Raw genomic sequence first — 18,920 nt, 5'->3', positions numbered from 1 at the left:
ACCTGCCGAGGAACCCGACATGAAACGACTGATCAGCAGCTGTGTTCTTGCACTCAGCGGTACCGCTTTCTTGAGCGCCAGCGTCATGGCGGCCGAACCTGCGTCGTGCCAGAACGTGCGCATGGGCGTCGTGAACTGGACTGACGTGATCGCCACCAGTGCCATGACCCAAGTGCTGCTCGATGGCCTCGGCTACAGCACCAAACAAACCAGCGCGTCCCAGCAAATCATCTTCGCCGGGATTCGCGATCAGCGGCTGGATCTGTTCCTCGGCTACTGGAACCCGCTGATGACCCAGACCATCACCCCGTTCGTCGACGCCAACCAGGTCAAGGTCCTGCCGGCGCCAAGCCTGAAGGACGCCCGCGCGACCCTCGCCGTGCCGACTTATCTGGCGGACAAGGGCCTGAAAACCTTCGCCGACATCGCCAAATTCGAGAAGGAACTGGGCGGCAAGATCTACGGGATCGAGCCGGGTTCGGGCGCCAATACGCAGATCAAGGCGATGATCGCCAAGAACCAGTTCGGCCTCGGTAAATTCCAACTCGTGGAATCCAGCGAAGCCGGGATGCTCGCCGCCGTCGACCGCGCCGTGCGCCGTAAAGAGGCCGTGGTGTTCTTCGGCTGGGCGCCGCACCCGATGAACGTCAACGTACAGATGACTTACCTGACCGGCAGCGAGGACGCCCTCGGTCCGAACGAAGGCATGGCCACGGTATGGACGGTCACCGCGCCGAAATACGCCGAGCAGTGCCCGAACGTCGGTCGCCTGCTGAGCAACCTGACATTCACCGCCGAAGACGAGAGCCGGATGATGCAGCCGCTGCTCGATCACAAGGACGCGTTCGAATCGGCCAGGCAATGGCTCAAGGATCACCCCGAAGACAAGCAGCGCTGGCTGGAAGGTGTAACCACCTTCGATGGCAAACCGGCCGCTGAAAACCTGCAACTGACCAGCAAATAAATCACCGGAAATCAACGCTTCGCAGCCCCGAACAGGGCTGCGAACAGACCCATTACGCCTGAAGGAAACCGCACCATGAACCACGACGTCATCATCACCTGCGCACTCACCGGTGCTGGCGACACGACCGCCAAGAGCCCGCACGTGCCGGTCACCCCGAAACAGATCGCCGCTGCCGCAGTAGAGGCGGCCAAGGCCGGCGCCACGGTGGTGCACTGCCATGTGCGCGACCCACAGACCGGCAAGTTCAGCCGTGACGTGGCGCTGTACCGCGAAGTGATGGAGCGCATCCGCGAGGCTGACGTCGACATCATCGTCAACCTCACCGCCGGCATGGGCGGTGACCTCGAAATCGGTGCTGGCGAGCACCCGATGGAGTTCGGCCCGAACACCGATCTGGTCGGCCCGCTGACCCGTCTGGCTCACGTTGAAGAACTGCTGCCGGAAATCTGCACCCTCGATTGCGGCACGCTGAACTTCGGCGACGGCGACACCATTTACGTCTCGACGCCAGCGCAACTGCGCGCCGGAGCCAAGCGCATCACCGAGCTGGGGGTGAAGGCCGAACTGGAAATTTTCGACACCGGCCACCTGTGGTTCGCCAAACAGATGATCAAGGAAGGCCTGCTCGACAACCCGTTGTTCCAGCTGTGCCTGGGCATCCCGTGGGGCGCTCCGGCCGACACCACCACCATGAAAGCCATGGTCGACAACCTGCCGGCGGACGCGGTGTGGGCCGGGTTCGGCATCGGCCGCATGCAGATGCCAATGGCCGCACAAGCGGTGCTGCTCGGCGGCAACGTGCGGGTCGGCCTGGAAGACAACCTGTGGCTGGACAAAGGCGTGCTGGCGACCAACGGCCAACTGGTCGAACGTGCCACCGAGATCCTCAGCCGCCTCGGCGCCCGGGTACTGACCCCGGCTGAGGGGCGCAAGAAGATGGGCCTGACCCAGCGCGGCTAAATCTCAGCCCCAAAAATGGGGCCCCGACTGCACCCCAATTTCACCTGTAGGAGCTGCCGAAGGCTGCGATCTTTTGATCTTGCTTCAAACAATCAAAATCAAAAGATCGCAGCCTGCGGCAGCTCCTACAGGAAACACCTTTTTCAGGGAGTTCCTATGAGCTTTATCACCGACATCAAAACCTTCGCCGCCCTCGGCAGCGGTGTCATCGGCAGCGGCTGGGTCGCGCGTGCTCTCGCCCACGGCCTCGACGTGGTGGCCTGGGACCCGGCGCCTGGCGCTGAGGCCGCGCTGCGCAAACGCGTGGCCAACGCCTGGGGCGCGTTGGAGAAAAACGGTCTGGCGCCTGGCGCCTCGCAGGATCGGCTGCGCTTTGTCGCGACCATCGAGGAATGCGTGCGCGATGCCGACTTCATCCAGGAAAGTGCTCCGGAACGCCTTGAGCTGAAACTGGAACTGCACAGCAAAATCAGCGCGGCGGCCAAACCCGATGCGCTGATTGGCTCCAGCACTTCCGGCCTGTTGCCGAGCGAGTTCTACGAGAGTTCGACCCACCCTGAACGCTGTGTGGTCGGTCACCCGTTCAATCCGGTTTACCTGCTGCCGCTGGTGGAAGTGGTCGGCGGCAAGCACACCGCGCCCGAGGCCGTGCAAGCGGCGATGAAAGTCTACGAATCCCTCGGCATGCGCCCGCTGCATGTGCGCAAGGAAGTGCCAGGGTTCATCGCTGACCGTTTGCTCGAAGCACTGTGGCGCGAGGCGCTGCACCTGGTCAACGACGGCGTGGCGACGACTGGCGAGATCGACGACGCGATCCGTTTTGGCGCCGGACTGCGCTGGTCGTTCATGGGCACGTTCCTGACCTACACGCTGGCCGGTGGCGACGCGGGGATGCGCCACTTCATGTCGCAGTTCGGCCCGGCGTTGCAGTTGCCGTGGACCTATCTGCCGGCACCGGAGCTGACTGACAAGCTGATTGACGATGTGGTCGATGGCACCAGCGTTCAGCTTGGCCGCCACAGCATTTCAGCGCTGGAGCGCTATCGTGATGACTGCCTGCTGGCGGTGCTGGAGGCGGTGAAAGCCACCAAGGAAAAGCACGGGATGAGTTTCAGCGAGTAATCCTTGCTCAGCAGTTCCGGCCCCTTCGCGAGCAGGCTCGCTCCCACAGGTCACGGCATTCAAGTGTGGGAGCGAGCCTGCTCGCGAAGACGGCAGTCCAGACACCCTCAATGGAACAGACAGCATGCCCACCCTCACCACCTACCAAACCACCATCATCCCCGACTGGGTCGACTACAACGGCCACCTGCGCGACGCCTTCTACTTGCTGATCTTCAGCTACGCCACGGACGCCCTGATGGATCGTCTCGGCATGGACAGCAACAACCGCGAGGCCAGCGGCCACTCACTGTTCACCCTGGAACTGCACCTGAATTATCTGCACGAAGTGAAGCTCGACGCCGAAGTCGAAGTGCGCACGCAGATCATCGGTCACGACAGCAAACGCCTGCACCTCTATCACAGCCTGCACCTGGCCGGCGACGACAAGGAACTGGCCGGCAATGAGCAGATGCTGCTGCACGTCGACCTCGCCGGCCCACGCTCGGCACCGTTCACCGCCGATACCCTGAGCCGTCTGCAAGCCATCGTCGCCGAGCAAGTCGATCTGCCCGCCCCGGCTTACATCGGCCGCGTCATCGCCCTGCCACCCGCCCGCTAATTCCTCCCACGCAAGGAGCCACCATGCACACCGCTGCCGCTGTTGCCGATTTCCGTACTTATCCGTTGATCAGCGCGCTGAGCGGCGTGCAGAACCTGACGGATCGCGTTTCGCTGGCCTGGGCTGATGGCCGTGTCAGCCCGTTTCACCATGTCTGGTTGCGGGACAACTGCCCGTGTGAACAGTGCGTCTACACCGTCACCCGCGAGCAGGTATTCGAGATCGTCGATGCCGCGCCGGACCTGGCTCCCGTTAACGCGCACATCGACAGCGACGGCTGTCTGCAGATCGACTGGCAGGACGGCCACCACAGTCGCTTCGATCCGGGCTGGCTGCGCGCCCACGCCTATGACGACGAGTCCCGCGCCGAACGTCTGGCGGCCAAACCCCAGCCCTATCTGTGGCGCAGCGATTTGCAGCTACCGGTATTCGACTATTCAGCGCTGATGAACGATAACGGTGCGCTGCTGCAATGGTTGATCGCGTTGCGCGACATCGGCCTGACTCAGGTGCGCGGCGTGCCCACCGAACCGGGTTCACTGAAGCTGATCGCCCAGCGCATTTCGTTCATCCGTGAGAGCAATTTCGGCGTGCTGTTCAACGTGCAATCGAAGGCCGATGCCGACAGCAACGCCTACACCGCTTTCAACCTGCCATTGCACACCGATTTGCCGACCCGGGAGTTGCAACCGGGCCTGCAGTTTCTGCATTGCCTGGTGAATGACGCCGAGGGTGGCGAGAGTATTTTTGTCGACGGTTTTGCGATTGCCGATGCTTTGCGTCAGGAAGCACCGGAGCTGTTCCAGGCGCTGTGCGAAATCCCCGTGGAGTTTCGCAACAAGGACCGCCACAGCGACTATCGCTGCCTGGCGCCGATCATTGCGCTGGATGCGCTGGGCCGAGTTGCGGAGGTTCGCATGGCGAACTTTCTGCGCGGTGCATTCGATACATCGGTGGAGCAAATGCCGCTGCTGTACCGGGCCTATCGGCGCTTGATTGCGATGACCCGTGAGCCACGTTTTCGGCTGATGCAGCGACTCAATCCGGGTGAACTGTGGTGCTTTGATAATCGCCGCACGCTGCATGCGCGCAATGCGTTTGACCCGGCCACCGGGGCGCGGCATTTCCAGGGCTGCTACGTCGATCGGGATGAGTTGTTGTCGCGGATTCTGGTGTTGCAACGGTAAACCGCGTCATCGTTCTTCGCGAGCAGGCTCGCTCCCACACTGGAAATGCATTTCAAATGTGGGAGCGAGCCTGCTCGCGAAGGCGTCAGCGCCAACCACACACCTCTCCCGGATTCACAGGCAAAAAAAGCCCCGATACAAGCCGTGACAGGATCGGGGCAGAGGGTACTGTTGAGGAGCTGCCAGTCGAGGGTGACCAAACCGTCTGTAGCGAGCTGAGGCCAGTGTGCCCACTCCCCTTTGCACTGAGTTAGCCGAAAACGACCTGTTCATAGCCGTCGCGGCCACTGCGACAAATCACCCTTGCCGTGCCTGCGCATGCCCACCAGAATCGAGCCACGACCTCCATTGCCGAAGAAGGAAGCGCGCCATGATGTATGCCGATTTGATCGATCAGGAAGACTTGTTGGGCCAGCTCAAGGCATTGGGTTTTCAGGTGCCGAGCGGTTCAACCGCCGAGCAGGCCTGTGAGTGTGCGGTGCGTGGTCTGGACAATGTTCGCGCGTTTGAATTGCGCAAGATGGTCAAGGACATGTACACCAGCGGCGCCAGTATCCAGCCTGCGGTGCGCCAGGCGATCGACAAGCAGTTGTTGCCGGCGTTGGCGGATTACCAGCAAAGCCACAGCGCATGACAAGTAACTGTGGCGAGGGAGCTTGCTCCCGCTGGGCCGCGAAGCGGCCCCAAACCGGCAGATGCACTGTTCCAGATAAATCGCATTCGCAGGTTTAACGAGCGCTTCGCGCTCGAGCGGGAGCAAGCTCCCTCGCCACAAAAACTGTCCGGTCTACAGCCTTACGCTGGCAAACGTCGACTCATTACGCGCCTGACTCAACGCCGACATCGGCCCCGACAGCGGCGACATCACGATGGCCTGCGGCAGCGGCAACATCGCCACTTGCTGCGTGGTGTTGGAGCCTACGCGTTCGTCACGCGGCGGAATGCCGAAGTATTCGCGGTAGCATTTGGAGAAGTGCGGCGTCGATACGAAACCACACACCGAGGCCACTTCGATGATCGACATCGGCGTCTGCTTGAGCAGTTGCCGGGCGCGGATCAGGCGCAGCTTGAGGTAGTAACGCGACGGCGAGCAGTGCAGGTATTTCTGGAACAGGCGCTCCAGCTGTCGACGCGACACGGCGACGTACACCGCCAGTTCGTCGAGGTCGATCGGCTCTTCGAGGTTGGCCTCCATCAGCGCGACAATTTCCTGCAGCTTCGGCTGGTTGGTGCCGAGCATGTGCTTGAGCGGCACGCGCTGGTGATCCTGTTCGTTGCGGATGCGCTCGTAGACGAACATTTCCGAGATCGCGGCGGACAGTTCGCGACCATGATCGCGGCTGATCAGGTGCAGCATCATGTCCAGTGGCGCGGTACCACCGGAACTGGTGAAACGGTTACGGTCGAGGGTGAACAGACGAGTGCTCATCGCCACACGCGGGAAAGCTTCCTGCATCGCCGCCAGACATTCCCAGTGCACGCTGCAATCGAAACCGTCGAGCAGTCCGGCGCAAGCCAAGGCCCAGCTGCCGGTGCACACCGCGCCCAGCCGCTTGGACTGACGTGCCTGGCTCTGCAGCCATGACACGTGCTCGCGGGTCACGGTACGTTGAATGCCGATCCCGCCGCAGACGATCACGGTGTCCAGGGGCGGGGCTTTGTGCATGGAGGCATCGGGGGTGATTTGCAGACCGTCACTGGCCCACACCTGTCCGCCATCGACGGTCAGGGTGCTCCAGCGATACAGCTCACGACCGGACAATTGGTTGGCCATGCGCAGGGGTTCGACTGCGGAGGCCAGAGAAATCAGCGTGAAATTGTCCAGCAGCAGAAAGCCGATGGATTGAGGCGCACGGTTCTGGGGTTGGGCCCCGGAGTTGAACGACGTCATCGCGGTATCTCCTCACACAAAGCGGGTGATGGCCTCAGGCGGAGGCTCTTGTTATTGCCGGCGTTCTCACGTGGGAGACGGGCTTTGTTATGACAGAGCAAATGCCATGCCTAAAATTGAATGGCCGTTCAATAACTCCTGAAAACGACGTCGCGACGTGTCTATTCAAGACATCGGCCAACAGCTGTTTCGAAGTGCCATCAGCGGCGGTGAGTGCCCTGCCCCGCTGCCTGTGAGCAGATCGGTAGCACTTGTGGGAACTGGCCTGCACGCAGTTTGTGGGGAGTGTCACCGCAGGCACGGGTGACGGACGGTCGGTGGTGCGAATGGCCCATGGCGGCTGGGAAAGACTCTTATCTGATTGCGACGCGCTAAAAGGTGGCGTGAATTGGTTAGCGTGTTCACTTGGTGAGCAGTTTTGACTGGTCTGGCTCCTTCGCGAGCAGGCTCGCTCCCACATTTGGAATGCATGCTCCTGTGGGAGCGAGCCTGCTCGCGAAGAACTCACCTTGGTGTCACTGATTCAGCACTCAACCGCGCTGACCGCCAAACCACCGCGCGAGGTCTCTTTATATTTGTCATGCATATCCGCGCCGGTATCGCGCATGGTGCGGATCACTCGGTCCAGCGAGATGAAGTGCTGACCATCGCCGCGCAAGGCCATCTGCGCCGCGTTGATCGCTTTCACCGCCGCAATCGCATTGCGTTCGATGCACGGCACCTGCACCAACCCGCCGACTGGATCGCAGGTCAGGCCGAGGTTATGTTCCAGACCGATTTCCGCCGCGTTGCACAGTTGCTCCGGAGTGGCACCGAGGATCTCCGCCAACCCCGCCGCCGCCATCGCGCAGGCCGAACCCACTTCACCCTGGCAGCCGACTTCGGCACCGGAGATCGAGGCGTTCTTCTTGCACAGAATCCCCACCGCCGCCGCACCCAGAAAGTAGTCGACAACGTTGGCGTCGGTGACCGCTTCGCTGAACTTCATAAAGTAGTGCAACACCGCCGGAATGATCCCCGCCGCGCCATTGGTCGGCGCCGTGACCATACGCCCGCCCGCCGCGTTTTCTTCGTTGACCGCCAGGGCGAACAGGTTGACCCATTCCATCGCGCTCAACGTCGAACCGATCACGTTGGGCTTGTTCAATTCCTGCAGGTTGCGATGCAACTTCGCCGCACGCCGACGCACATTCAAACCGCCGGGAAGAATGCCTTCGTGCTTGAGGCCCTGCTCGACGCAATCCTGCATCGCCCGCCACAGTTTCATCAGGCCGGCGCGGATTTCTTCTTCGCTGCGCCAGACCTTTTCGTTGGCCATCATCAATTCGGCGACGCGCAGGTTGTTCTTTTGGCACAGCTGCAGCAGTTCCACCGCGCTGGAAAAGTCATAGGGCAATTCAGTGCGATCCAGATCGACCACACCGCTGGATGCCTGCGCCTGATCCACGACAAAACCGCCACCGACTGAATAGTAGGTGTCGCGATGAATCTCGCCGTGATCGCCTTCGGCAATCAGGGTCATGGCGTTGGGGTGGAACGGCAGATTCTCGTCGATCAGGCGCATGTCGCGTGCCCAGACAAACGGCACCGACAAGCGGCCGTCCAGAAGAAGCGTGTGGGTTTCACGCAGGGCCTGGATTCGCGGGCCAATCTGCGACGGGTCGATTGCGTCCGGCCACTCGCCCATCAGGCCCATGATCACCGCGTTGTCGCTGCCGTGACCGATGCCGGTGGCCGACAGCGAACCGAACAGCTGCACTTCTATACGCCGCACCTGTTCGAGCAGGTGCCGGTCGCGCAGCGATTCGACAAACAGGGCCGCGGCGCGCATCGGGCCGACGGTGTGGGAACTGGACGGGCCGATGCCGATTTTGAACAGGTCGAAAACGCTGATAGCCATTGCTGCAGAGCTCCTGAGGATGCCGTTCCCGGGCGTTAAGCGCCCGCTGGCGGAGCTGCTACGCTCAAGCTGCGATCCGCCGGAATGCCCGCATCATCAGGCTTTTGTCAGGTCGCCCGGCGTCTGACACCGACGCACTCATGCCCACCAACGCCGTGCCGGTTTCCTCCCCTGTTTCCGCCGTTTTTATGCGGTTCAGATGGCCAAACGGGGCGGAAAAAAGCTGTAAACGACGTCACTGACACTGGATGCGACCATCCCTGTACTGGATACGACCCACCCTGTAGGCGTCAGATTTTCACTGGTACATGATCGTTATGACTCGATTGCAAGGCGCCGTGGTAGAGCTGTCTCCAGAACGCCATCCAACCGCAACCTATAAGTGCGGTGGTCCACAGTCGGAACACTGCCAAAAAAAACACCAAGGAGTCCATCCATGAAAGGTTCCCCGTCGTTGTTGTTGGCCGCCATGCTGAGTCTGCCGTTACTGGCTCACGCTGCAGAACCCGCTCAGTGCAGTACCGTGAATTTCTCCGATGTCGGCTGGACCGACATCACCGCCACCACCGCCACCACTTCGGTGGTACTCGACGCCCTCGGCTACAAGACCAAGACCACCATGATCTCCGTGCCCGTGACCTACAAGTCGCTGGCCGACGGCAAGAACATGGACGTGTTCCTCGGTAACTGGATGCCGACCATGGAAAACGACATCAAGGCCTACCGTGATGCCGGCACCGTCGAAGTGGTGCGCACCAACCTCAAGGGTGCCAAGTACACCCTCGCCGTACCGCAAGCCCTGTACGACAAGGGTCTGCATGACTTCGCCGACATCGCCAAATTCAAGAAAGAGCTCGATGGCAAGATCTACGGCATCGAGCCTGGCAACGACGGCAACCGTCTGATCCAGAGCATGATCGACAAGAACGCTTTCGGCCTGAAGGACGCCGGTTTCAAAGTCGTCGAATCGTCCGAAGCGGGCATGCTCTCGCAGGTTGACCGCGCACAGAAACGCGACACCGCCGTGGTCTTCCTCGGCTGGGCGCCGCACCCGATGAACAAGCGCTTCAAGATTCAATACCTGACCGGCGGCGATGACTTCTTCGGCCCCGATTTCGGTGCTGCGACCGTGGCGACCAACACCCGCAAGGGTTACACCACTGAATGCAGCAATGTCGGTCAGTTGCTGAAGAACCTGGAGTTCACCGTCGACATGGAAAGCACCTTGATGGGCAATATCCTCGACGACAAGATGAAGCCTGAAGCGGCCGCCAAGGCCTGGCTGAAAAAGAACCCACAGGTGCTCGATACCTGGCTCGCTGGCGTGACCACCATTGACGGTAAACCTGGCCTGGAAGCCGTGAAAGCCAAGCTCGCACAGTAATTGCCTTACGCCGGGCGAGTTCGCTCGCCCGGGCTGTTTATTCCTTGCATGCGGACGTTCACTACCATGCTGATTGATCAGAAAATCCCTTTAGGCCAGTACATCGCGGGCTTCGTTGAATGGCTGACGCAACATGGCGCCAGCACCTTCGACGCAATCGCCGTGACACTGGAAACGATGATCCACGGCGTGACGTTTGCGCTGACCTGGTTCAACCCGCTGGTGCTGATCGGCCTCATCGCCCTGCTGGCCCACTTCATCCAGCGCAAATGGGGGCTGACGGTGTTCGTCATCGCCTCGTTCCTGCTGATCCTCAATCTGGGTTACTGGCAGGAAACCATGGAAACCCTCGCCCAGGTCATGTTCGCGACCCTGGTCTGCGTGGTCATCGGCGTGCCGCTGGGCATCGTCGCCGCGCACAAGCCGATGTTCTACACTTTAATGCGTCCGGTACTCGATCTGATGCAGACCGTACCGACCTTCGTTTACCTCATTCCTACCCTGACCCTCTTCGGGCTGGGTGTGGTGCCGGGCCTGATCTCCACGGTGGTGTTCGCCATCGCTGCGCCGATCCGCCTGACCTACCTGGGCATCCGCGATGTCCCGCAAGAACTGATGGACGCCGGCAAGGCCTTCGGCTGCTCGCGTCGCCAATTGCTTTCACGGATCGAACTGCCTCACGCCATGCCGAGCATCGCGGCCGGCATCACCCAGTGCATCATGCTGTCGCTGTCGATGGTGGTGATCGCGGCACTGGTGGGCGCCGATGGACTCGGCAAACCGGTGGTCAACGCACTGAACACTGCTGATATCGCCCTGGGCTTCGAAGCGGGCCTGGCGATCGTACTGCTGGCGATCATGCTCGACCGTATCTGCAAACAACCCGACGCCAAAGCAGGGGGTGACGCATGAGCATAATTCGCTTCGATAACGTTGACGTGATCTTCACCAAGGATCCGCGCGAAGCACTGAAACTTCTCGATCAAGGCTTGACCCGCAGCGAGATCCTGAAAAAAACCGGGCAGATTGTCGGCGTTGAAAAGGCCAGCCTGGACATCAACAAAGGCGAGATCTGCGTACTGATGGGCCTGTCCGGCTCCGGCAAGTCGAGCCTGCTGCGTTGTATCAACGGCCTCAACACCGTGAGTCGCGGCAAGCTGTTCGTCGAGCACGAAGGCAAGCAGATCGATATCGCGTCCTGCACGCCGGCCGAACTGAAAATGATGCGCACCAAACGCATCGCCATGGTGTTCCAGAAGTTCGCCCTGATGCCGTGGCTGACAGTGCGCGAGAACATCAGTTTCGGTCTGGAAATGCAGGGCCGACCGGAAAAGGAACGGCGCAAGCTGGTCGACGACAAGCTCGAACTGGTGGGCCTGACCCAATGGCGCAACAAGAAGCCCGATGAACTCTCCGGCGGCATGCAGCAGCGGGTCGGTCTGGCCCGGGCGCTGGCGATGGACGCCGACATTCTGTTGATGGACGAACCGTTCTCGGCACTCGACCCGCTGATCCGCCAGGGCCTACAGGACGAACTGCTGGAACTGCAACGCAAGCTGAGCAAGACCATCGTGTTTGTGAGTCACGATCTCGACGAAGCACTGAAACTGGGTAGCCGCATCGCGATCATGAAGGACGGCCGGATCATCCAGTACAGCGTGCCGGAAGAGATCGTGTTGAACCCGGCGGACGACTATGTGCGCACCTTCGTGGCCCACACCAATCCGCTCAACGTGCTCTGCGGTCGCAGCCTGATGCGCACGCTGGACAACTGCAAACGCATCAACGGTTCGGTGTGCCTCGACCCGGGCGGCGACTCGTGGCTGGACCTGGCCGAAGGCAACACCATCAAAGGCGCACGGCAGAACGGTTCGGTGCTGAACCTGCAGAACTGGGCGCCGGGCCAGGCCGTGGAAGGTCTGGAGCGCAAGCCGACGCTGGTGGACTCGAACATCGGCATGCGTGATGCGTTGCAGATTCGTTATCAGACCGGCAACAAACTGGTGCTGCACGACAACAACCATGTGGTGGGGATTCTTGGCGACAGCGAGCTGTATCACGCGTTGCTGGGCAAGAACCTGGGGTAAGAACCCCGCACACAAAAACGCCGCGAGAAGATCGCGGCGTTTTTGTTGGTACAGAAATTGAACTTGAAACACGGACAACTGTGGCGAGGGAGCTTGCTCCCGCTTGAGTGCGCAGCACTCACAAATTCTTGGGGTCGCTTCGCAACCCAGCGGGAGCAAGCTCCCTCGCCACAACAGCTGCACCATTAACTAAAGGTTTAGCTGTACACCCGGCCAAGGAGCTGCCGATGGCTTTCAAACTGATCGAGCACATCGCGTGTGATCTGATCCTGCGTGAAGCCCATCAGGTCGTAATCCTGGCTGCCGTTGTGCAGGTACACCTCGGCACGGTAATAACGCTGGCGTGCCTCATCGGACTGGGCCGATTCGGTCGGGGTCGCCAGGTAACCGTCCAGACTCACCTCGTAGACGAAAGGGTTGCCCTCTTCCATCTCGATGCGCACGCCCATGCAACGCTTGGATTTGCCCAACAGCGTCTGCACTTCCAGGCCCTGTGCCCGCATTTGTGCAGCAGCGTCTTCCAGCGCCGGGCTGACCTGCTTGTCCATGAAGCGCTGCACCACCGATTGGCTCGGCTGCAGATCCAGTTGAGTCAGGCGTTCGCTGAAACCGCGACGACCGCGCTCAGCCAATTGCGCCTGCTCCTGTTCGATCTGCACGTCCTGACGCATCGCCTTGTGCAGGCCGAACATGAAGAACACCAGCACCACCGAGAACGGCAGCCCAGCCAGCACCACCATGGTTTGCATGGCTTCGAAGTTACCGGCGAACAGCAGGCCGATAGTCACCAGCGTGATCACCACCGACCAGAAGATCCGCAGCCAGTGCGGCGCATCTTCATCGACGTTGCCGCCCTTGCAGGACAGATTCGCCATCATCACCGCGCCGGAGTCGGCCGGGGTCAGGAACAGCACGAAGCCAACAAAGATCGACACACCGATGACGACTTTCGACGCCGGGTAGTGTTCCAGCAACTGGTAGATCGCCATCGACGGCTGTTCCAGCGCCGTCTTGCCGAGTTCCACCGCGCCCTGGTTCATCACCAGGTCCAGTGCCGAGTTACCGAAGATCGACAGCCACGCCAGGGTGAAACCCAGCGGAATCAGCAGCACGCCAGCCACCAGCTCACGCACGGTACGACCACGGGAAATACGCGCGATGAACATGCCTACGAATGGCGCCCAGGAAATCCACCAGGCCCAGTAGAACAGGGTCCACAGGCCCAGCCAGCGGTCGGACTTGGCGCTGTCGCCTTCATAGACGTACAGGTCGAAGGTCTTCAGCACCACGCCGTTGAGGTAATCGCCGATGTTCTGCACGAAGCCGTTGAGCAGGTGCAGGGTCGGGCCGAACAACAGGACGAAAATCAGCAGACCGCTGAACAGCACGATGTTCAGGTTGGACAGACGACGGATGCCGTTTTCCACACCGGACACGGCAGCGATGGTCGCCACGGTGCTCATCACGATGATCACGATCAGCAGGTTAGTGTTGCTATGTTCCATGCCGAACAGGTTTTCCAGGCCGGAGGACACTTGCAGCGAACCGATCCCCAGGTTGGTCACCAGACCCAGCAGGGTCACGAACATGCCGAAGCCGTCCACTGCGTGTCCGGCAGCGCCTTTGACCCAACGCTCGCCCACCAGCGGATACAGCGCCGAACGCAGGGCCAGCGGCTGGTTATGACGGTACGCAAAGTACGCCACGGCCAGACCGACCAGTGCGTAGATCGCCCAGCCGTGCAGGCCCCAGTGCAGGAACGTCAGTTGCACCGCCTGACGCGCAGCCAGATTGGTGGCCGCTGCGCCTTCCGGCGGATTGAAGTAATGGTCCAGCGGCTCGGACGCGCCGAAATACAGCAGCGAAATACCGATACCCGACGAGAACAGCATCCCCGCCCAGGCGCCGTAACTGAAATCCGGGGTATCGTCCTTGCTGCCCAGCTTGAGTTTGCCGTAGGAGGAAAACGCCAGACCCACCACAAACACCAGGTAAGCGGCGATCACCACCATGTAGTACCAGCCGAAGCTGCGCGACAACCAGGCCTGAGCCATACCCAACATTCTGCCGGCCTCTTGCGGGGCGATGATCAGAATGGCGGTCAACAACAGAATCAACGCGGTCGAGGTGTAAAACACCCAACCGTTGACCGTCACCTTCTCGGGCGGGGTCTTTATTAGCGAGGCAGAACTCATGGCACAAATGCTCCAGGCAGTGCGAGAGAAGAACACAAGGCAACACGGAACCCGACCAATCGGTTAGTTGGCAGCCGACCGGCGGGTGATATAAAGACACCCCGAAAAAAGCCCGAACCTGCCGAAATGGCGTTGCGAATCGCTTTCGTGGCCGAAGCTGTGCGGACGTTCATCCGAAACCTGGCCCCGAGCGTCTTGCCCATTCAACACGTCCATCGAATAGCGAACCGCGCCATGCCCCACGCAGGTTTCAAGGATTTTCGGAGGTCGTTTTATCGCCATTTACAAGCAGAAAAAATCTGTAGGCAGCGACGATTTGTCGCAGATCTTATTCTTTGTTGATTGAACGTTCAATCAAAACAAAATAGACTGGCCCTCAATCCGATCGGCGTTTATCGCCCGTCGGAAGGCCTAAGGAGATGTGCAAGATGCCCAAGGTCGGTATGCAACCCATCCGCCGCCAACAACTGATCGAAGCCACGTTGCAGGCGGTCGATCAGGTCGGTATGGGGGACGCCAGCATTGCGCTGATCGCCCGTTTGGCCGGTGTCTCGAATGGCATCATCAGTCACTATTTTCAGGACAAGAACGGCCTGATTGCCGCCACGATGCGGTATCTGATGAATGTCCTCAGCGAGAACGTCACCGCGCGCCGGCAGGCGCTGGCAGACAGCAGCCCACGGGCGCATCTGCAGGTGATCATCGAAGGCAACTTCGACGCCAGCCAGGTCAATGGCCCGGCAATGAAAACCTGGCTGGCCTTCTGGGCCACCAGCATGCACCAGCCGTCTTTGCACAGGTTGCAGCGGATCAACGATCACCGTCTGTATTCCAACCTGTGCTGCGAGTTCCGCCGTGTGTTGCCGCTCGAAGATGCGCGCAGCGCAGCGCGTGGACTGGCAGCGTTGATCGACGGTTTGTGGTTGCGCGGCGCGCTGTCGGGAGACGCTTTCGACACCGCGCAGGCGCAACAGATCGCTTACGAATACATGGATTTCCAATTGGCCAAGCAGGTGAGCCAGAGCACACAGAAAACGCTCGGTACCTGAACCGCCACCGCAGTTTCAGCGCGGTGGTCGACGCCAACCACTAATGCACTTGCGAGGACACTATGGCCCGTTTCGAACTGCAAAAACTCTACATCGATGGCGCGTACTCCGACGCTGGCAGCGATGCCACTTTCGAAGCCATCAACCCGGCGAACGGTGAAGTCCTCGCCCAAGTGCAACGTGCGACCAAGGAAGACGTCGAGCGTGCTGTGGTCAGCGCTGAAAAGGGCCAGAAAATCTGGGCCGCGATGACCGCCATGGAGCGTTCGCGCATCCTGCGTCGCGCCGTCGACATCCTGCGCGAGCGCAACGATGAACTGGCTGCTCTGGAAACCCTGGACACCGGCAAAGCCTTCTCCGAAACCAAGTACGTCGACATCGTCACCGGTGCCGACGTGCTGGAATACTACGCAGGCCTGGTGCCGGCGATCGAAGGCGAGCAGATTCCGCTGCGCGACACTTCCTTTGTCTACACCCGTCGCGAACCGCTGGGCGTGGTCGCCGGTATCGGCGCGTGGAACTACCCGATCCAGATCGCGCTGTGGAAATCCGCACCCGCCCTGGCCGCTGGTAACGCGATGATCTTCAAGCCAAGCGAAGTCACTTCGCTGACCACCCTGAAACTGGCCGAGATCTACACCGAAGCCGGCCTGCCAAACGGCGTGTTCAACGTCCTGACCGGCAGCGGCCGTGAAGTCGGCACCTGGCTGACCGAGCACCCGCGCATCGAGAAAGTTTCCTTCACCGGCGGCACCGACACCGGCAAGAAAGTCATGGCCAGCGCTTCGGCTTCGTCGCTCAAAGACGTGACCATGGAACTGGGCGGCAAGTCGCCGCTGATCATCTGCGACGACGCCGACCTGGATCGCGCCGCCGACACCGCAATGATGGCCAACTTCTACAGCTCCGGTCAGGTCTGCACCAACGGTACTCGCGTGTTCGTACCGAGCCATCTGAAAGCGGCTTTCGAAGCCAAGATCGTCGAGCGCGTAGCGCGCATCCGCATCGGCAACCCGGAAGACGAAAACACCAACTTCGGCCCGCTGGTCAGCTTCGCCCACATGGAAAGCGTGCTGGGTTACATCGCCAAGGGTAAAGAAGAAGGTGCTCGCGTGCTGTGCGGCGGCGAGCGTCTGACCGATGGCGAATTCGCCAAAGGCGCCTTCGTTGCACCGACCGTGTTCACCGATTGCACCGACGAGATGACCATCGTCCGTGAAGAAATCTTTGGCCCGGTGATGGCGATTCTCTCCTACGAGACCGAAGAAGAAGTGATCCGCCGCGCCAACGACACCGACTTCGGCCTGGCCGCCGGTATCGTCACCAAAGACCTGAACCGCGCGCACCGCGTGATTCATCAACTGGAAGCCGGTATCTGCTGGATCAACGCCTGGGGCGAGTCCGACGCGAAGATGCCGGTGGGCGGTTACAAGCAGTCGGGCGTGGGCCGTGAAAACGGCATCAGCTCGCTGACCAACTACACACGCATCAAATCGGTACAGGTCGAGCTGGGCGATTACGTCTCGGTGTTCTAAGACCCGAGTCTTGTATTGCTCGTGAGGCCGTCTTCGCGAGCAGGCTCGCTCCCACATTGAAATATGTCTCCTGTGGGAGCGAGCCTGCTCGCGAATCGAGTGCGCAGCGCTCGCCGAGGCCCGACCTGACCACATCTAAAGAGGGTGCATTCAATGTCCCAAGAATTCGATTACATCATCATCGGTGCCGGCTCGGCCGGTAACACCCTGGCGACCCGTCTGACTGAAGACGAAGGCGTCACCGTGCTGCTGCTCGAAGCAGGCGGCCCGGACTATCGTTTCGACTTCCGCACGCAAATGCCGGCCGCGCTGGCATTCCCGCTGCAGGGTCGTCGCTACAACTGGGCGTACGAAACCGATCCGGAGCCACACATGGACGGTCGCCGGATGGAATGCGGTCGCGGCAAAGGCCTCGGCGGTTCCTCGCTGATCAACGGCATGTGCTACATCCGTGGCAACGCGATGGACTACGACGGCTGGGCGAAACTGCCAGGCCTGGAAGACTGGACCTACCTCGACTGCCTGCCGTACTTCCGTAAAGCGGAAACCCGTGACATCGGCCCGAACGATTACCACGGTGGCGACGGCCCGGTCAGCGTGACCACGCCGAAAGCCGGCAACAACCCGCTGTTCCACGCCATGGTTGAAGCCGGCGTGCAAGCCGGTTACCCGCGCACCGAAGACTTGAACGGCTACCAGCAGGAAGGCTTCGGTCCGATGGACCGCACCGTGACGCCGAACGGTCGTCGTGCTTCCACGGCCCGTGGCTACCTCGACGTCGCGAAAAAGCGCTCGACCCTGACCATCGTCACCCACGCCCTGACCGACAAGATTCTGTTCGAAGGCAAGCGTGCGGTCGGCGTGCGTTATCTGGTCGGTTCGGCGGAAGAGCGCGTTGAAGCCAAAGCACGCAAAGAAGTTCTGCTGTGTTCCGGCGCCATCGCTTCGCCGCAGATTCTGCAGCGCTCCGGCGTCGGCCCGGCAAAACTGCTGGAAAGCCTCGATATCCCGGTCGTCCATGACCTGCCGGGCGTCGGTGAAAACCTGCAGGATCACCTTGAGCTGTACCTGCAATACGCTTGCACCCAACCCGTCTCGCTATACCCGTCGCTGCTCTGGTACAACCAGCCAGCCATCGGTGCCGAGTGGCTGTTCAACGGCACCGGCATCGGCGCCAGTAACCAGTTCGAAGCCGGCGGTTTCATCCGTACCCGTCCGGAATTCGAGTGGCCGAACATCCAGTATCACTTCCTGCCAGTGGCGATTAACTACAACGGCAGCAACGGTGTGAAAGAGCACGGCTTCCAGGCGCACATGGGTTCCATGCGTTCGCCAAGCCGTGGCCGCATCCAGGTCAAATCCAAGGACCCGCGTCAGCACCCGAGCATCCTGTTCAACTACATGGCCACCGAGCAGGACTGGCAGGAATTCCGTGACGGCATCCGCCTGACCCGTGAAATCATGCAACAGCCTGCGCTGGACGCCTTCCGTGGCCGCGAAATCAGCCCGGGCATCGACGTGCAAACCGATGAGCAACTGGACAAGTTCATCCGCGAGCACGCCGAAACTGCGTTCCACCCGTCCTGCTCGTGCAAGATGGGCACCGACGAGATGGCCGTAGTAGATGGCGAAGGTCGCGTGCACGGCATGCAGAGCCTGCGTGTGGTCGATGCTTCGATCATGCCGATCATCACCACCGGTAACCTGAATGCGCCGACGATCATGATGGCCGAGAAAATCGCCGACAAGATCCGTGGCCGCAAGCCACTGCCGCGTAGCAATGCTGCCTACTACGTTGCTGGCGGTGCGCCGGTGAAAGGCAAGCCGATGCGTGATATCACGCCTGTTGCCCAGTAAGGCGTAATACCGAGGCGCGGCCTTCGCGAGCAGGCTCGCTCCCACATTGGAATCATTTCAAATGTGGGAGCGAGCCTGCTCGCGAAGGGGCCCTCACATTCAGCACAAATTCTCCTGCTGCACAGTAAATCCTCCTACACCCCCTCTTCACTTGATCCTACCCCCACGCAGGCCTACTCTAGACC

15 protein-coding genes are annotated in these 18,920 nt (G+C 60.7%); 12 read left to right on the top strand and 3 right to left on the bottom strand.

What is annotated here, in order from left to right:
• The first annotated feature begins 19 nt into the window (after positions 1-19).
• The 6 genes from ACM6HV_RS09905 to ACM6HV_RS09880 all read left to right on the top strand — a co-directional run bounded on the left by ACM6HV_RS09905 (position 20) and on the right by ACM6HV_RS09880 (position 5,471).
• Positions 20-964 carry a choline ABC transporter substrate-binding protein gene (locus ACM6HV_RS09905; protein ID WP_414904083.1) on the top strand — a complete coding sequence of 315 codons (945 nt, stop codon included), beginning with the start codon at positions 20-22 and terminating at the stop codon, positions 962-964.
• A 75-nt stretch (positions 965-1,039) separates the two neighbouring features.
• Positions 1,040-1,927 (top strand): 3-keto-5-aminohexanoate cleavage protein, encoded by an 888-nt coding sequence (locus ACM6HV_RS09900; RefSeq protein WP_007962632.1) that lies wholly within the window; start codon positions 1,040-1,042, stop codon positions 1,925-1,927.
• Positions 1,928-2,083: 156 nt separating this feature from the next.
• Positions 2,084-3,049, top strand: a complete 966-nt coding sequence (locus tag ACM6HV_RS09895; RefSeq protein WP_414904082.1) for an L-carnitine dehydrogenase — start codon at positions 2,084-2,086, stop codon at positions 3,047-3,049.
• Positions 3,050-3,173: 124 nt separating this feature from the next.
• Positions 3,174-3,650 (top strand): thioesterase family protein, encoded by a 477-nt coding sequence (locus ACM6HV_RS09890; protein ID WP_086793591.1) that lies wholly within the window; start codon positions 3,174-3,176, stop codon positions 3,648-3,650.
• Positions 3,651-3,673: 23 nt separating this feature from the next.
• Positions 3,674-4,837 (top strand): gamma-butyrobetaine dioxygenase, encoded by a 1,164-nt coding sequence (locus ACM6HV_RS09885; protein WP_414904081.1) that lies wholly within the window; start codon positions 3,674-3,676, stop codon positions 4,835-4,837.
• Between the two features lie 370 nt (positions 4,838-5,207).
• Positions 5,208-5,471, top strand: coding sequence for a hypothetical protein (locus ACM6HV_RS09880; RefSeq protein WP_007962640.1), 264 nt, complete (start codon positions 5,208-5,210; stop codon positions 5,469-5,471).
• A gap of 153 nt (positions 5,472-5,624) precedes the next feature.
• Here ACM6HV_RS09880 and ACM6HV_RS09875 read toward each other — a convergent pair whose 3' ends face one another.
• Complete coding sequence (locus ACM6HV_RS09875; RefSeq protein WP_007949927.1) at positions 5,625-6,728, bottom strand: GlxA family transcriptional regulator; 1,104 nt, start codon at positions 6,726-6,728, stop codon at positions 5,625-5,627.
• A 523-nt stretch (positions 6,729-7,251) separates the two neighbouring features.
• Positions 7,252-8,628, bottom strand: coding sequence for an L-serine ammonia-lyase (locus tag ACM6HV_RS09870; RefSeq protein WP_041063379.1), 1,377 nt, complete (start codon positions 8,626-8,628; stop codon positions 7,252-7,254).
• A gap of 436 nt (positions 8,629-9,064) precedes the next feature.
• On the opposite strand from ACM6HV_RS09870, the gene ACM6HV_RS09865 reads away from it, so the two are divergent.
• The 3 genes from ACM6HV_RS09865 (at position 9,065) to choV (ending at position 12,099) form a co-directional block, all read left to right on the top strand.
• Complete coding sequence (locus ACM6HV_RS09865; RefSeq protein ID WP_041063381.1) at positions 9,065-10,012, top strand: choline ABC transporter substrate-binding protein; 948 nt, start codon at positions 9,065-9,067, stop codon at positions 10,010-10,012.
• 66 nt (positions 10,013-10,078) lie between these two features.
• Positions 10,079-10,924: a choline ABC transporter permease subunit gene (gene choW, locus ACM6HV_RS09860; protein ID WP_041063383.1), complete on the top strand. Its 846-nt coding sequence runs from the start codon at positions 10,079-10,081 to the stop codon at positions 10,922-10,924.
• Positions 10,921-12,099 (top strand): choline ABC transporter ATP-binding protein, encoded by a 1,179-nt coding sequence (choV, locus tag ACM6HV_RS09855; RefSeq protein WP_041063385.1) that lies wholly within the window; start codon positions 10,921-10,923, stop codon positions 12,097-12,099. The genes choW and choV overlap by 4 nt, the downstream gene beginning before the upstream one ends.
• Before the next feature lie 197 nt (positions 12,100-12,296).
• Here choV and betT read toward each other — a convergent pair whose 3' ends face one another.
• A complete protein-coding gene (gene betT / locus ACM6HV_RS09850) occupies positions 12,297-14,294 on the bottom strand; it encodes a choline BCCT transporter BetT (protein ID WP_414904080.1) in 1,998 nt (665 codons plus the stop codon).
• Between the two features lie 428 nt (positions 14,295-14,722).
• On the opposite strand from betT, the gene betI reads away from it, so the two are divergent.
• The 3 genes from betI (at position 14,723) to betA (ending at position 18,735) form a co-directional block, all read left to right on the top strand.
• The gene (betI, locus tag ACM6HV_RS09845; protein ID WP_041063389.1) at positions 14,723-15,343 is read left to right on the top strand and encodes a transcriptional regulator BetI; all 621 of its coding nucleotides are present in this window, start codon (positions 14,723-14,725) and stop codon (positions 15,341-15,343) included.
• Between the two features lie 62 nt (positions 15,344-15,405).
• Positions 15,406-16,878 (top strand): betaine-aldehyde dehydrogenase, encoded by a 1,473-nt coding sequence (betB, locus tag ACM6HV_RS09840; protein WP_027610639.1) that lies wholly within the window; start codon positions 15,406-15,408, stop codon positions 16,876-16,878.
• A 153-nt stretch (positions 16,879-17,031) separates the two neighbouring features.
• Positions 17,032-18,735 carry a choline dehydrogenase gene (betA, locus tag ACM6HV_RS09835; RefSeq protein ID WP_414904079.1) on the top strand — a complete coding sequence of 568 codons (1,704 nt, stop codon included), beginning with the start codon at positions 17,032-17,034 and terminating at the stop codon, positions 18,733-18,735.
• Positions 18,736-18,920: the final 185 nt, after the last annotated feature.

The organism is Pseudomonas sp. IT-P260, from assembly GCF_949768395.1.
Lineage (GTDB): Bacteria > Pseudomonadota > Gammaproteobacteria > Pseudomonadales > Pseudomonadaceae > Aquipseudomonas > Aquipseudomonas parakoreensis.
Note: the sequence above shows the minus strand (reverse complement) of the source record. Positions and strands in the feature narration are given on the sequence as shown.

Coding starts and splice junctions, on each gene's coding strand:
- ACM6HV_RS09905 (WP_414904083.1), top strand. CDS start 20: ATGAAACGACTGATCAGCAGCTGTGTTCTTGCACTCAGCGGTACCGCT.
- ACM6HV_RS09900 (WP_007962632.1), top strand. CDS start 1,040: ATGAACCACGACGTCATCATCACCTGCGCACTCACCGGTGCTGGCGAC.
- ACM6HV_RS09895 (WP_414904082.1), top strand. CDS start 2,084: ATGAGCTTTATCACCGACATCAAAACCTTCGCCGCCCTCGGCAGCGGT.
- ACM6HV_RS09890 (WP_086793591.1), top strand. CDS start 3,174: ATGCCCACCCTCACCACCTACCAAACCACCATCATCCCCGACTGGGTC.
- ACM6HV_RS09885 (WP_414904081.1), top strand. CDS start 3,674: ATGCACACCGCTGCCGCTGTTGCCGATTTCCGTACTTATCCGTTGATC.
- ACM6HV_RS09880 (WP_007962640.1), top strand. CDS start 5,208: ATGATGTATGCCGATTTGATCGATCAGGAAGACTTGTTGGGCCAGCTC.
- ACM6HV_RS09875 (WP_007949927.1), bottom strand. CDS start 6,728: ATGACGTCGTTCAACTCCGGGGCCCAACCCCAGAACCGTGCGCCTCAA.
- ACM6HV_RS09870 (WP_041063379.1), bottom strand. CDS start 8,628: ATGGCTATCAGCGTTTTCGACCTGTTCAAAATCGGCATCGGCCCGTCC.
- ACM6HV_RS09865 (WP_041063381.1), top strand. CDS start 9,065: ATGAAAGGTTCCCCGTCGTTGTTGTTGGCCGCCATGCTGAGTCTGCCG.
- choW (WP_041063383.1), top strand. CDS start 10,079: ATGCTGATTGATCAGAAAATCCCTTTAGGCCAGTACATCGCGGGCTTC.
- choV (WP_041063385.1), top strand. CDS start 10,921: ATGAGCATAATTCGCTTCGATAACGTTGACGTGATCTTCACCAAGGAT.
- betT (WP_414904080.1), bottom strand. CDS start 14,294: ATGAGTTCTGCCTCGCTAATAAAGACCCCGCCCGAGAAGGTGACGGTC.
- betI (WP_041063389.1), top strand. CDS start 14,723: ATGCCCAAGGTCGGTATGCAACCCATCCGCCGCCAACAACTGATCGAA.
- betB (WP_027610639.1), top strand. CDS start 15,406: ATGGCCCGTTTCGAACTGCAAAAACTCTACATCGATGGCGCGTACTCC.
- betA (WP_414904079.1), top strand. CDS start 17,032: ATGTCCCAAGAATTCGATTACATCATCATCGGTGCCGGCTCGGCCGGT.